Source organism: Pararhizobium sp. DWP3-4 (genome assembly GCF_049898205.1).
Classification (GTDB): Bacteria; Pseudomonadota; Alphaproteobacteria; order Rhizobiales; family Rhizobiaceae; genus Pararhizobium.
Genome location: NZ_JAFCXF010000001.1, coordinates 922555 through 935585 on the forward strand (window position 1 = coordinate 922555; position 13031 = coordinate 935585).

General features: G+C 60.8%; 11 protein-coding genes. 5 read left to right on the top strand and 6 right to left on the bottom strand.

The genetic code is table 11. The annotated features are described in order from the left end of the window. Window positions 1-8: 8 nt before the first annotated feature. From ACP7E6_RS04345 to ACP7E6_RS04355, 3 genes are all read right to left on the bottom strand, one after another. Window positions 9-1088, bottom strand: a complete 1080-nt coding sequence (locus ACP7E6_RS04345; protein ID WP_426228218.1) for a YcjF family protein — start codon at window positions 1086-1088, stop codon at window positions 9-11. Further along, window positions 1085-2560, bottom strand: coding sequence for a YcjX family protein (locus ACP7E6_RS04350; protein ID WP_426228220.1), 1476 nt, complete (start codon window positions 2558-2560; stop codon window positions 1085-1087). Before ACP7E6_RS04350 ends, ACP7E6_RS04345 begins: the two co-directional genes overlap by 4 nt. Window positions 2561-2675: 115 nt before the next feature. After that, window positions 2676-3206 carry a SixA phosphatase family protein gene (locus ACP7E6_RS04355; RefSeq protein ID WP_426228222.1) on the bottom strand — a complete coding sequence of 177 codons (531 nt, stop codon included), beginning with the start codon at window positions 3204-3206 and terminating at the stop codon, window positions 2676-2678. Here ACP7E6_RS04355 and ACP7E6_RS04360 point away from each other — a divergent pair. Together ACP7E6_RS04360 and dksA are read left to right on the top strand one after the other, a co-directional pair. After that, on the top strand, window positions 3205-3495 hold the full coding sequence (locus tag ACP7E6_RS04360; protein WP_426228224.1) for a hypothetical protein: 291 nt from the start codon (window positions 3205-3207) through the stop codon (window positions 3493-3495). The genes ACP7E6_RS04355 and ACP7E6_RS04360 overlap by 2 nt on opposite strands. A gap of 208 nt (window positions 3496-3703) precedes the next feature. Beyond that, entirely contained in the window at window positions 3704-4123 is a 420-nt protein-coding gene (gene dksA, locus ACP7E6_RS04365; protein WP_426228226.1) for an RNA polymerase-binding protein DksA, read from the top strand. 112 nt (window positions 4124-4235) lie between these two features. On the opposite strand, the gene ACP7E6_RS04370 is transcribed toward dksA, so the two are convergent. Continuing rightward, window positions 4236-5291 carry a flagellar biosynthetic protein FliO gene (locus ACP7E6_RS04370; protein ID WP_426228228.1) on the bottom strand — a complete coding sequence of 352 codons (1056 nt, stop codon included), beginning with the start codon at window positions 5289-5291 and terminating at the stop codon, window positions 4236-4238. Window positions 5292-5627: 336 nt separating this feature from the next. On the opposite strand from ACP7E6_RS04370, the gene cckA reads away from it, so the two are divergent. Both cckA and ACP7E6_RS04380 read left to right on the top strand, forming a co-directional pair. Further along, on the top strand, window positions 5628-8228 hold the full coding sequence (gene cckA / locus ACP7E6_RS04375) for a cell cycle histidine kinase CckA (protein ID WP_426228230.1): 2601 nt from the start codon (window positions 5628-5630) through the stop codon (window positions 8226-8228). A 247-nt stretch (window positions 8229-8475) separates the two neighbouring features. After that, window positions 8476-9549, top strand: coding sequence for a D-alanine--D-alanine ligase family protein (locus tag ACP7E6_RS04380; RefSeq protein WP_426228232.1), 1074 nt, complete (start codon window positions 8476-8478; stop codon window positions 9547-9549). A gap of 49 nt (window positions 9550-9598) precedes the next feature. Here the strand turns inward: ACP7E6_RS04380 and ACP7E6_RS04385 are convergent, their stop codons facing one another. Both ACP7E6_RS04385 and ACP7E6_RS04390 read right to left on the bottom strand, forming a co-directional pair. Next, window positions 9599-10522 carry a pseudouridine-5'-phosphate glycosidase gene (locus tag ACP7E6_RS04385; protein ID WP_426228234.1) on the bottom strand — a complete coding sequence of 308 codons (924 nt, stop codon included), beginning with the start codon at window positions 10520-10522 and terminating at the stop codon, window positions 9599-9601. Window positions 10523-10554: 32 nt separating this feature from the next. Beyond that, the gene (locus ACP7E6_RS04390) at window positions 10555-11502 is read right to left on the bottom strand and encodes a carbohydrate kinase family protein (protein ID WP_426228235.1); all 948 of its coding nucleotides are present in this window, start codon (window positions 11500-11502) and stop codon (window positions 10555-10557) included. A 248-nt stretch (window positions 11503-11750) separates the two neighbouring features. On the opposite strand from ACP7E6_RS04390, the gene recA reads away from it, so the two are divergent. Continuing rightward, the gene (recA, locus tag ACP7E6_RS04395; protein ID WP_113318207.1) at window positions 11751-12842 is read left to right on the top strand and encodes a recombinase RecA; all 1092 of its coding nucleotides are present in this window, start codon (window positions 11751-11753) and stop codon (window positions 12840-12842) included. Window positions 12843-13031 lie beyond the last annotated feature (189 nt).

Below are 13031 nucleotides of genomic sequence, written 5' to 3' on the forward strand. Positions count from 1 at the left end.
ATTCCGTGCTAGCCGTCGACCTCCGGCATCCTTGTCTTGGATGATCCGGGCGTCAGGTCGCCGATGAAATCGCCGATACCGGGGCGTTTCAGCGCCCGAAACGGCATCGGCCGGCAGAGATCCATCGCGGCGATGCCGATGCGTGCGGTCATCAGGCCGTTGATGACGCCTTCGCCAAGGCGCGCCGACAGTTTCGAGGCGAGGCCATGGCCGAGCACCTGCTGGATCAAACTGTCGCCGGCGGCAATCGAGCCGGTGACCGCCAGGTGGGCAATGACATCGCGCATCAGCCGCAACAGTCCCAATGTCCCCGGCCGGCCGCCATAAAGATCGGCCATGGCCCGGATCAACCGCGCCGATTCGTAAATCACATAGCCGAGATCGACGAGCGCACGCGGGCTGACGGCGGTGACGATCGAGACGCGTTTGGAGGCGTTGAGGATCAGGCCCCTGGCTTCCCGATCGAGCGGCGTCAAGAGTTCGCGCTCGGTCAGGTCGAGCAGGTGAGGGCCGTCGATGATCTCCGTCTCGGTTTCCTTCAGCCGCAGGCGGCCGCGCGCCGTCTGCGGCTTGGCTGCCAGCAGGTGGACGAGATGGGCCATCACCTGCCGTGCCGGCTTTGCTGTCGATGACAGGCTGGCATCAATGGTTTCCTGCTTCAGGGCCTGCACGGCATTCAACCGCATCAGTCCCGACAGTTCGCGGACGATGATCACCAGAAAGGCGATCAACCCGATCGCAACAGCGCCGATAGCGAGATAGCCGAGCCAGTCGGCGCGGGTGAAAAGATCACGCACGAGACTATCGACCCAGAGGCCGACCGCCAGGGAAACCAGAACGCTTATGGCGCCAACGGCAAGCTTGGAGAAAGAGAAACGCCGTTTGCGCGGTGTGGCTTCAGGCGTGCCGGGCAGGGCAGTGGTGGTCGCCGCAAAAGGATCATCGGCATCGGCCGTCATGACGATATTGTCGCCGAAACTGGCCGGAGAACGTTTCGTTGGAGTTGGCGCTTCGGTGGAAGTGGATGGATCGTTGCCGATGGTGAATACGGCAGGTTTTCGCTGCGGAATCTTGGGTGTGTCGCTCATGCCAGCCGGTCTCCGAACAGGAACTGCATGGCCCGGTCGAGCCGGATATGCGGGACGGAGAGTTTCAGGCCGCCGCCGGTTTCCTCAATCGGTGGTGGCCGGAAGCGGACGAAGCTCAGATCGGGCACCAGGCTTTCTTCCGGTTTGGATTCGAGGTCTTGAAAAAGTGAATCGGGATTCTTCGGTAAGTCACCGGTAAATATCGCTGTTTTCCGTTCGCCATCAAAGGTCTCGCCGTTGATGGTCTCGCCTGCAATCGGCGTGCCGACGATGACCGGCAGGGTGTGGCCATCGTGATCGACGGTCGCCTCGCGGGTTGCTCTGACCGAGGCGATGGCCATGACCTCGAGGCCGGCTCCACTCATGCCGATACGCTCGACGGCACGCCGGACAAGGCGCTCGGTGATCCGTTCAAGCCGGTCGTGGCTTTCGTGGTGCAGATGGTCGGCCTTGGTTGCGGCGATCAGCACCTTGTCGATCCGCTTGGTGAGAAAGGATGACAGGAAGGAATTGGTGCCGGGCTGGAAGCTCGCCAAAACGTCGGCCAGCGCGCTCTCCAGGTCGAGCAGCGATTCCGGGCCGCGGTTGATTGCCTGCAGCGCGTCGATCAGCACGATCTGGCGGTCGAGCCGGGCGAAGTGTTCTCGGAAGAACGGTTTGACGACATAGGTCTTGTAGGCCTCGTAACGCCGTTCCATCATTGCCCAGAGCGAGCCTTTTGGCGCACGGCCTTGCGGAAGGTCCGGCAGCGGCGAGAAGGTCAGGGCCGGCGAGCCTTCGAGATCGCCGGGCATCAGGAAACGGCCGGGCGGCAGCGTCGACAGCGAACGTTCGTCCGACTTGCAGGCCCGCAGATAACGGGTGAAGACCTCGGCCAGCCTGCGGGCGTCTGCCTCGACGGCAGGTGCCGTAATGTCGAGCGAGGAGGCCAGCGCCAGCCAGTCAGCCGACAGCTCGGCGCGGACGCCGGTTCTAGCCCGATCCGCCGTGCGGTCGCTGAAGGTGCGAAAGTCCTGGTTGAGCAGGGGCAGGTCGAGCAGCCACTCGCCGGGATAATCGACAATGTCGATCGACAGCCGGCCGGGCGAAAACATCCGGTTCCAGCCGCTGGCGCTCTCATAGTCGAGCGTGATGCGCAATTGCGAGATCGCTCGCGTCGAATCGGGCCAGAGCCGATCGCGCACCAGCGCTGCGATATGGTCTTCGTATTGAAAGCGCGGCACCGCATCGTCGGGTTGCGGCTCCAGCCGGATCTTCGATACCCGCCCCGAGCGGACTGCCTCTAAGACGGGCAGGCGGCCACCGTTCAGGAGATTGTGGACCAGCGACGAGATGAACACGGTCTTGCCGGCGCGGGAAAGGCCGGTGACACCCAGCCGCAAGGTCGGATTGACGAAACCCGATGCACGGTCGGTCAGCGTGTCGATTGCAAGTCGTGCGTCATCGGTGAAACGGGTCATGAATGGCGGCAAGTTTTCGGGCCTCAAATATGCGTGGGATATGGCTTCACGGCCATGCATGTCATCTGCGATATAGTGCGCCGGGGCGGCCGAATAAAGGTTGCGGCAGACGGTTGGCGAACAGCGTTCACCTGCCGTGACTGTCCGGATCGAGCCATGCGGTCAAAGTCCCAGGCGGCAGGATGCCAGGGGAAGGCCGTATATCGAAGTCGATTACGGCGAGCGCGCCGGGAGGATAACCGGCCGGGGCGGCCTCGAGTACAGCCTCCTCGCTGAGAATTTCGCGCAAGATCTCTTCGATCACCGGATTGTGCCCGACCACCATCAGCGCTGAAAGGGCAGAATCCTGGCTGCCAATGACGTTGCGATAGACGCTCGCTCCACCGGCGTAGAGTTCATCGACATAGCGGATATCCAAATCTTCCGTCATCGCGCGCCGGAAGGCATCCGCCGTCTGGCGGCAGCGCAGGGCGGTCGAGCAGAGAACGAGATCCGGCCGCATGCCGCCGTCCGCCGCCATGCCGGCGACGATCTCGGCATCGGCAAAGCCCGTATCATCCAGCGTCCGGTCGAAATCCTTCTGGCCTGGAAGCGCCCAGGCGGCCTTGGCATGCCGCAGAAGGTACAGTCGAAAAACAGCAGCAACCGCAGCGGGCATGGGAAATATCCTAGAGATAGCATTGCCGCCCGAACGCCATCTCGATCCGGGCAGCGGCGTCTGTTGTTGGGTTCCGTATGCGCTTTGTCCGCCGGGGGCGCCGAAAGATCAAGCGGTGGCGATCCGTTTTTCAGTCGTCGCGCTGGATATTGCCGAATCCTTTTACGGCCAGTGCAGCAAGGGGAAACGCACAGTGCTGTTGGCACGAACAAGAAGAAAAAACATCTGCCTATTTCTTGTGCCGTGGAGAACGCGAAATATGCTTTGTCCGAAATTTCGCTGCCGCTGAGATGCAGCTTTGGTGCTGGCTGCCGGATGTCTGCAGCAAGACAATTTCGAGAAAAATCTGAAATCTGTAATTTTGATGAAATATTAGCCTGTTAGCCTCTCAAGTAAGCAAGGCTTAAAAAACGGTGGGCTGTTTTTCAAAGACTTGAAACGGCGCGTGCATGGGTCTATACACCGCCGCACATGAGATGTTCTTCAGGAGAATCGCGTTGAGTGAGAAGATCGATCTTAGTTCCTATGTCTTGTCTGAGACTGAGGAATTCATGAATACTAACCAGCGTGCATATTTTAGAGCAAAGCTGAACGCCTGGAAAAACGACATCCTCCGTGAGGCCCGGGAAACACTCGGGCATCTGGCCGAGGAAAGTGCAAACCACCCCGATCTTGCAGACAGAGCATCGTCGGAAACCGACCGGGCCATCGAGCTTCGGGCACGGGACCGGCAGCGCAAGCTGATCTCCAAGATCGATGCGGCCCTGCAAAGGCTTGACGAGGGAACGTACGGTTACTGCGAGGAAACCGGCGAACCGATCGGACTGAAGCGTCTCGACGCAAGGCCGATCGCAACCTTGTCGATCGAGGCGCAGGAGCGTCACGAGCGTCGGGAAAAAGTCTACCGCGACGAGTAATCGTTCCGGTTCAAACATGAAAAACGGCGCGAGATGATCGCGCCGTTTTTTGTTTTGGTGGTGTTGTCGCTTGGACAAACGCGGCATTGAGGCCGCGATATCTGCAACCAGCTCAATTCTTACGGTTTTCGGCGATCTCGTTCAGCATCCGGTTCATTTCGTCTTCCAGCGACGGTTCCGTGCGGTTGCCCTGCACCGCGCCCAGCCGCGGCTCCTGACGGCCTGCCGGATTGGCTAAGGGGGCGCTTGCACGCTTTTCGCCGTCGATACGGACAGGGTCGGCGCTCAGCTTGCCAAGGTCGCCGGTGATCTGGGCATCGAGAATACGTTCGAACTCAAGGGCGGTCGCGTCCTTTTGAGCTTTGGCATCTGGCTGAGCTTGAGCACCCGCCAAGCTAGGAACGGGTTGAGCCTGCGTTGCCGCGATGCCTGCAACGGCAGGTGCCTGGGGCAAAGGCCGCTCTGCGGTGACGGACTGATTTGCCGCCAGCACCCGCGATCGTGCAGCATCCAAAATATCTTCTGGTGATCTGGCCGTCTCGATCGACACGGGGGGCGTCGTGTTCGACGCGACGGGTTGCGGTCGAACCTGAGCTTGAACCGGAATAGTCCGCTCGGGAAGAGGTTGGCGTGGTGTGACGGTATCGGTTCGTGGTTGCACCGGCTGGACGGCCCGCGCCGGTGGCAGAGAGACATCGGCGCCTTCACCGTAAAGAACCTGACCCATTGCCGACACCGGCGCCGGTTTGACTTCTGGCTGGGGTGTAGCACGGCGTTCGGTGATCGTGCGCTCTGCGACCGAACACTCTGTGACCGGGCGTGCGCCAATGGCAGCATCGGCCGGCGGCTGAGCAATGGCAGCCGGCGCCTGTGGCTGGGCCGTCGATGCAATCCGGCTTTCGATCACGACGTCGGTCGGTCCGCCGATCATGATCAGGTGCTCGACATCGTCGCGCCGCACCAGCACGAGCCGCCTGCGCGTATCGATCGCTGCCGCATCCAGTACGGCAAGCCGCGGCTGGCGGTTCTTGCCGCCGCGAATGAACGGCGATGACGGCCTGTTGCGCATGAACCGGAGCACCCCGACCAGGCAAAGCAGGGCAAGAGCCACAGCGCCCGCCGCAATGATGAAACGGGTACCGTTGTTGCCAACGATATCTTCGATCATGTGCTGTACTCCTTCGTAAACCCGCGACCTGTGCCGATTTGACAGCTTTTTTCGGGTCGCAACAAACAGTGCCGGTCATTGTCCTAGCGCCAATGTAGCGCTGTTTCCAGCTTCGGCGAGGTTTTGCGGGACATTCCCTGTGAATTGACCGCAATGCCTTTCACGGAGATGCTTTCTGCTCTTCCCTGTGGCTGTTAAAGATGATTCTTGCTCGGTGTTTCGCGGTCCGCCGGCACGGGATGCAGATTCGCCCCGGCTGCCGTTGATCTGAGCATAGAGACCAAACCTGCGCGTTCATTCCGGACGTGCACGGCACGGTCTAAAAACGAGGGCCATATGACGAAATTGCGGCAGGCAGGTGACTATCACATGCCGATTGTAGACCGTGGAACGCGGCCCGGAACGGTGCTGCGGATCATTCTGCTCGCCATCGTGCTGACCGCGTCGGCCGTCGGCTTCGTCATTTTCAAAAATCAGCTGGAAAACCAGATCGTCCTCGGCATTCTCGGGGTGCTGGCCATGGTCGGCATTTTCTTCCTGGTGTCCTCGGTGATCGGCTTCATCGAGGTGATGCCGCAGTCGCGCCCGGACGAACTGGCGCGCGCCTTCCTCGACGGTCATCAGGACGGCACGCTGGTGACCGACCGCAAGGGCCGGATCATCTATGCCAATGCAGCCTATGGTGCGCTAACCGGCGCCACCAAGGCCACCGAAATCCAGTCGCTCGAAACCATCCTGTCGCGCAACCGCGAAGCAACCGAGGCGATCTACCGGCTGACCAACGGCCTGCACGAGGGCAAGGCCGGACACGAGGAGTTCCGCTTGTTGAAGCCGCTGCGCTCAAGCGGCGGTTCGGCCGGTTCCGGCGCCCACTGGTTCCGTCTGAAAGCACGCGTCCTGCCGCTTGAGGATGGCGACCGCAACCCGTTCTATATCTGGCAGATTTCCGACATCACCTCGGAGCGCGACGATCAGGAGCGATTCTTCAAGGAATTGCAGAACGCCATCGACTATCTCGACCACGCTCCGGCCGGCTTCTTCTCGGCCGGCAAGAAGGGCGAGATTTTCTACGTCAACGCCACGCTCGCCGATTGGCTTGGCTTGGACCTGACCAAGTTCCAGCCGGGATCGATGACGATCGCCGATCTCGTCGCAGGCGAGGGGCTGGCGCTGGTTCAGTCGGTGCAGGCCGAACCCGGCTTGAAAAAGACCAAGACGCTCGATCTCGATCTGCGCAAGGCCAATGGCCAGAGTTTTGCCGTGCGCATGGTGCACCGGGTTTCCTCGGCGCGCGACGGTGCCCCCGGCGAAAGCCGAACGATCGTACTTGCCCGGTCGAACGACGACGAAAGCGATCAGTCGGCATCGATCGCCGCGATGCGCTTTACCCGCTTCTTCAACAATACGCCGATGGCGATCGCCTCCGTCGACGGCGACGGACGGATTCTGCGCACCAACGCGCCGTTCCTCAAGCTGTTCTCCGCCGTCGTCTCGCAGGACGATATGGAGCACGGCGCATTGCTGGAAGCTTTCGTTCACAGTACCGACCAGACGCGACTGCGCGATGCGCTGGACGCCGCCAAAGACCGGCAGGGCGACATCGCACCGATCGATTCGCTGCACCCGACCGACGAGTCGCGGCATTTCCGCTTCTATGTGCATGCGGTCATCGACCAGAGCGACCAGGCGCCGGAAGAGGCGGCGATCGTCTATGCCGTCGAGATCACCGAGCAGAAGGCGCTCGAAACCCAGATGGCGCAGACGCAGAAGATGAATGCGGTCGGCACCTTGGCTGGCGGCATCGCGCATGACTTCAACAATGTGCTGACGGCGATCCTGCTCTCCTCCGACCATCTGCTTTTATCCGCCCGGCCCTCGGATGCGAGTTTTGCTGATCTGATGGAGATCAAGCGCAACGCCAACCGCGCGGCGGTGCTGGTGCGTCAGCTTCTCGCCTTCTCGCGCAAGCAGACGATGCGGCCGACCGTGCTGTCGATGACCGATGTCCTCGGCGACCTGCGCATGCTGGTCGACCGGATGACCGGCACCAACGTCAAGCTTGAGGTCGACTACGGCCGTGATCTCTGGCCGGTGCGCACCGACCTCGGCCAGTTCGAGCAGGTGGTGCTCAATCTGGCCGTCAACGCCCGCGATGCCATGCCCAATGGCGGTATCATCACCTTGCGTACCCGCAATCTGCCCGCTGCCGAAGTCGCATCGTTCAACGTCCGGGAGCTGCCGGAAGATGACTATGTGATGGTTGAGGTGTCCGACCAGGGCACCGGCATTCCGCCGGAAATCCTCGACAAGATCTTCGAACCTTTCTTCACCACCAAGGAGGTCGGCAAGGGTACCGGGCTTGGGCTGTCGATGGTCTACGGCATCATCAAGCAATCCGGCGGCTACATCTATCCGGAATCCGAAGTCGGCAAGGGAACGACGTTCCGTATTCTCCTGCCGCGCTACATCGAAGAGCCGCCATTGCCGGGCGAAGCCGGCGAGGCGCAGGCGGCGGCAGCACTGGCCGCAAAAGCTCCGGCCAAACCGGAACCGACCGACCTGACCGGAAACTCGGCGGTGGTTCTTCTGGTGGAAGACGAAGAGGCCGTGCGCCGCGGCGGCAAGCGCATGCTGGAAACCCGCGGCTATACGGTGCACGAGGCCGGTTCCGGCGTCGAAGCTCTCGAGGTCATGGCGGAGCTGAACGGCGCCGTCGATATCGTCGTGTCCGACGTCGTCATGCCGGAAATGGACGGGCCGACCTTGCTCAAGGAAATCCGCAAGACCTATCCGGACCTGAAGTTCATCTTCGTCTCCGGTTATGCCGAGGACGCTTTTGCGAGAAATCTGCCGGCCGACGCCAAATTCGGCTTCCTGCCGAAGCCGTTTTCGCTCAAGCAGCTTGCCGTCGCCGTGCGGGAAATGCTCGACAGCTGATCTGCAATCGCTGGTCATCGGCAGGATGCGGGATCTGCCGTTCCCGGATGAGCGCGGCCACCGATCGGCTGATCTCTGTGGCGTTAACCTCGCGCCGGGATATTTTTAGGCCGGGTTGCTGCTGTCCTAAAAAGGCCTGTTTCGCAATTGCATCTTCAGGTGTCACGCGCTGCGTTTGAGTCTGACAGGTTGTGTGGTCTGTTTGCCCAAACGCAGCGTCCCATCCTCCGATCTTGCGAGCGCTCGAATGAATTCAAAGCTGAGAATTGCTGTTCTCTTTGGTGGCCGTTCTGCCGAACATGATGTTTCTGTTCTGTCTGCGCGCAATGTCTTCAAGGCGCTCGATGCTGAAAAATACGACGTCGTGCCGATTCTGATCGATCGCCAGGGGAAATGGCTTCTGCATCAGCTGCGCGATGGAGCCTTGCCGGATCCGCTGCCAGCCGCGAGTACGCAGGTCTGCCTTTTACCCGGGGGCCGTGGCCGCCTTGTCATCGTTCCCGAGGACCAATCCATCCGCGAACTGCCGCCGATCGATATTCTTTTTCCGGTTCTGCATGGGCCGCATGGCGAGGATGGCTCTGTGCAGGGGCTTGCCGAGGTTGCCATGGTGCCGTTTGCCGGGTGCGGAATTCTGGGTTCGGCCACCGCCATCGACAAGGATGTGGCCAAGCGCCTGCTGAAGGAAGCCGGATTGCCGGTGGCGCATTCACTGACTTTCCATCAGGGCGACGCACCCTCCTTCGATGACGTCGTCGCGGCGCTGGGATCGCCGGTGTTCGTCAAGCCTGCCCGGCAGGGCTCGTCGGTTGGCGTCAGCAGGGCTCAAACGGCAGGCGAATTTCTAGCTGCCCTCGCGGAAGGCTTCCGCCATGATCAGAAAATCCTCGTCGAGGAGTTCATTCAGGGGCGCGAGATCGAATTCAGCATTCTCGAACAGGCCGACGGCACGCTCATCGCCTCTCTTCCAGGAGAAATCACTCCCGCCGGTAGCCACGGCTTCTACAGCTATGATGCCAAATACATCGATCCGGACGGTGCCATTCTCAGCATTCCGGCTCAACTGCCGGATGACGTTGCGCAAAAGCTCAGATCAATGGCGCAAGGGGCTTTCCGGGCGCTCGGATGCGACGGCATGGCCCGCATCGACTTTTTCGTGCGTCCCGACCTCAGCGCCGTCGTCAACGAGGTCAATACGATCCCCGGTTTTACCGATATCAGCATGTATGCCAAGGCTCTGGCCGCCAGCGGAATTGCCTATGCCGACATCATCGACAGGCTGATCGAGCATGGCCTTGCGCGGGCAGGGCGGCAGGGCTGACATTGCGGGGGCTGGCAGCCAGCCCCCGATTTTCGATGGTGGTTTGAATTCAGACCAGAGCGACGGCAATCTCGGCCGCAAGCCGGGCATTGTTCTCGACCAAGGCGATATTGGTCTCGAGGCTGCGGCCGTCGGTCAGGCCGAAAATGCTGTCGAGCAGGTAGGGCGTGACTTTCTTGCCGGAAATCTCGTCGCGCGCGGCATTGTCCAGTGCCCGGGTGATGTAGATTTCCATTTCGTCGCGCGGGATTTCGTTGGCCTCCGGTACCGGATTGGCAATCAGCATGCCGCCATCGACGCCGAGCAGGTCGCGCATCCTCTGGAAATTGGCAATTGCTGCCGGGCTGTTCAGCATCAGCGGGCTCTCCAGGCCGCTGTCGCGCGACCAGAAGGCCGGAAAGATGTCGCTGTCATAGGTGACGACCGGAACGCCGCGCGTTTCCAGAACTTCCAGGGTTTTTGGAATGTCGAGAATGGCTTTTGCGCCGGCGCAGACGACGATGACGCCGGTGCGGGCCAGTTCGTCGAGGTCGGCGGAGATGTCGAAGCTTTCTTCGGCCTTGCGATGCACGCCGCCGATGCCGCCGGTGGCAAACACGCGGATGCCGGCGCGCGCCGCTGCAATCATCGTTGCGGCCACCGTGGTGGCGCCGGTGCGGCGCTCGGCGATCGCAAAGGCGAGATCGGCGCGCGACAGCTTCATGGCGCCTTGCGTCTGCGCCAGCGCTTCCAGTTGGGCATCTTCAAGGCCGATATGCAGGACACCGTCGATGACGGCGATCGTTGCCGGGACGGCACCTTCTTCACGGATGATCGCCTCGACGCTACGGGCCATGTTGAGATTGCCCGGGAAAGGCATGCCATGGGTGATGATGGTGGATTCAAGCGCGACGATCGCTGCGCCGCGTGCCTTGGCGGCCGCGACTTCGCTGGAATATTCCATCGGCAGAAGGGGGGAGAAGGGCTTGGTCATCGCGGATCCTTGTTTGGCTTTTTAAGGCGCGTTCATGACAGGATTTCGGCTGACGGCACAAGTCGAATTGCTTCTTCGAGCATTGCCCGCGACATTTTTTCCGATACGGCCAGTGGCGACCGGACGGTGATGCCGGCAGCGGCAACGCCGGAGCGAAGGCATATGTCGAGCGGATCACCTTGGACAAATGCCGACAGGAACCCGGCTGCGAGCGAATCGCCAGCGCCCGTGACGTCGGCCAGCGCGTCAAGCTGCGGCGGTGCGACCGTAACGGTTCGCCCGTTCTGAAAGGCGATTGCGGGCTTGCCGCCGCGGGTGATGACGCCGCCGGTCAGGCCGGCCGCCTCGAGCAGAACAGGCCATTCTGCGGCTTCCGCGCTGTCGCGGCCCGTCAGTGCCCGCGCTTCCGCCTCGTTCATGAACAGGAAGGTGAGCCCGGGCAGACTTTGCACCAGCCGCGCGACTTTCGCAGGGGAAATGGCGATGGCGGCGATCGGCTTTGTTCCGGCGTTTGCCCGGGCAACCAGACCGGTCAGCGTCTCTTCGGGCAGGTTGGCATCGGTGACGATCAGATCGCTTGCCGAGATGATTTCGCGCATGGCCTTCTGTTGCAATCGCCTGGGAGAAAACAGCCGGTAAAGCTCCATGTCGGCCAGCGCGATGACCAGATTGCCGTCATTTTCGAGAATGGCCGTGTAGCTTGGCGTCTTGCGATCGAGGAAGATGAAGGGGCAATCGATAACCCCGGCTTCGCTTGCCGCCCGGGCCACCGTTTCGCCGGCGGCATCGCCGCCGCGCGGGCTGATCATGCGAACGTCATGTCCAAGCCGCGCCAGATTGCGGGCCGCGTTGAAGCCGCCGCCGCCGGCCTCCTCGAACCAGCTGCCCGGATTGCTCGATCCCGGCACGGTGGTGCCGAAGATACGGGCCCGGCGGTCGATATGCGCGCCGCCGAAGATGGAAACTTGTCTGCCTGTCATGCGTTTTCCCGTGTGCCGATCCCTGGCGATTCGTTGCGCTATGATGTTGATCCGCTTTTTGTTTCAGTCATTTCCACCGATTGTGGAATCTGTCGAACGAGGCATGGAACAAGAAAAGAACACGCATCCGTTTATGTTGATAAATCAAGTTCATAGATGGCTCTTGCAAAATGAGAACAAAAAGTGTACATAGCTTTCATCGGCGACTTCATTGCCTCAACAGCTTCCATAACTTAAAGGTGGATCACATGGCACAAAACTCTTTGCGGCTTGTAGAGGACAAATCGGTGGATAAAAGCAAGGCACTTGAAGCGGCACTTTCCCAGATCGAACGTTCGTTCGGCAAGGGATCGATCATGAAGCTCGGTGGAAAAGACAGCATTGTCGAAATCGAAACCGTTTCGACGGGATCGTTGAGCCTGGATATCGCGCTTGGTATCGGCGGACTGCCCAAGGGGCGCGTCATCGAAATCTATGGACCTGAAAGCTCGGGCAAGACGACGCTGGCACTGCAGACCATTGCCGAAGCCCAGAAGAAGGGCGGCATCTGCGCCTTCGTCGATGCGGAACATGCGCTGGATCCGGTCTATGCCCGCAAGCTCGGCGTCGATCTCGAAAACCTGTTGATCTCGCAGCCGGATACCGGCGAACAGGCCCTGGAAATCACCGATACGCTGGTGCGTTCCGGCGCCATCGACGTACTCGTCATCGATTCGGTTGCTGCACTGGTGCCGCGCGCTGAAATCGAAGGCGAAATGGGCGACAGCCTTCCCGGCCTCCAGGCCCGCCTGATGAGCCAGGCGCTGCGCAAGCTGACCGCGTCGATCTCCAAGTCGAACTGCATGGTCATCTTCATCAACCAGATCCGCATGAAGATCGGCGTCATGTTCGGTTCGCCGGAAACGACGACAGGCGGTAACGCCCTGAAGTTCTACGCTTCCGTTCGCCTCGACATCCGCCGTATCGGCGCCGTCAAGGATCGCGAAGAGGTGATCGGCAACCAGACGCGCGTCAAGGTCGTCAAGAACAAGATGGCGCCGCCCTTCAAACAGGTCGAATTCGACATCATGTATGGCGAAGGCGTATCCAAGACCGGCGAGTTGGTCGATCTCGGCGTCAAGGCTGGCATCGTGGAAAAATCCGGTGCCTGGTTCTCTTATAACAGCCAGCGCCTCGGCCAGGGCCGCGAGAATGCCAAGATGTTCCTGCGCGACAATCCCGATACGGCCAAGGAGATCGAACTGTCGCTGCGCCAGAATGCAGGATTGATCGCCGAGAAATTCCTTGAGAATGGCGGCCCGGAAGCCGGAGACGAGGATGACGATGCCGCTCTGGCATAAGATCGCTTGATTTTCGACATCATGTTTGCCGGCCGCCCTTTCCAAGGGCGGCCGGTTTTCTTTTGCCGTCTGGACAGGGATTGGCCCTGACGATAAAAGCCTGTGTTCCCATGGGGCGGGAGAGGATCGGCGGATGTCCGGTGATCCGCAATTTTCAAAAGTTTCCGGTTCGCGGTTCGGCCAGGCAGG

Excerpts from the sequence above, each read along its gene's own strand:
- ACP7E6_RS04345 (WP_426228218.1), bottom strand. The coding sequence starts at position 1,088 with ATGAGCGACACACCCAAGATTCCGCAGCGAAAACCTGCCGTATTCACC.
- ACP7E6_RS04360 (WP_426228224.1), top strand. The coding sequence starts at position 3,205 with ATGGGAAATATCCTAGAGATAGCATTGCCGCCCGAACGCCATCTCGAT.
- ACP7E6_RS04355 (WP_426228222.1), bottom strand. The coding sequence starts at position 3,206 with ATGCCCGCTGCGGTTGCTGCTGTTTTTCGACTGTACCTTCTGCGGCAT.
- ACP7E6_RS04370 (WP_426228228.1), bottom strand. The coding sequence starts at position 5,291 with ATGATCGAAGATATCGTTGGCAACAACGGTACCCGTTTCATCATTGCG.
- cckA (WP_426228230.1), top strand. The coding sequence starts at position 5,628 with ATGACGAAATTGCGGCAGGCAGGTGACTATCACATGCCGATTGTAGAC.
- ACP7E6_RS04380 (WP_426228232.1), top strand. The coding sequence starts at position 8,476 with ATGAATTCAAAGCTGAGAATTGCTGTTCTCTTTGGTGGCCGTTCTGCC.
- ACP7E6_RS04385 (WP_426228234.1), bottom strand. The coding sequence starts at position 10,522 with ATGACCAAGCCCTTCTCCCCCCTTCTGCCGATGGAATATTCCAGCGAA.
- ACP7E6_RS04390 (WP_426228235.1), bottom strand. The coding sequence starts at position 11,502 with ATGACAGGCAGACAAGTTTCCATCTTCGGCGGCGCGCATATCGACCGC.
- recA (WP_113318207.1), top strand. The coding sequence starts at position 11,751 with ATGGCACAAAACTCTTTGCGGCTTGTAGAGGACAAATCGGTGGATAAA.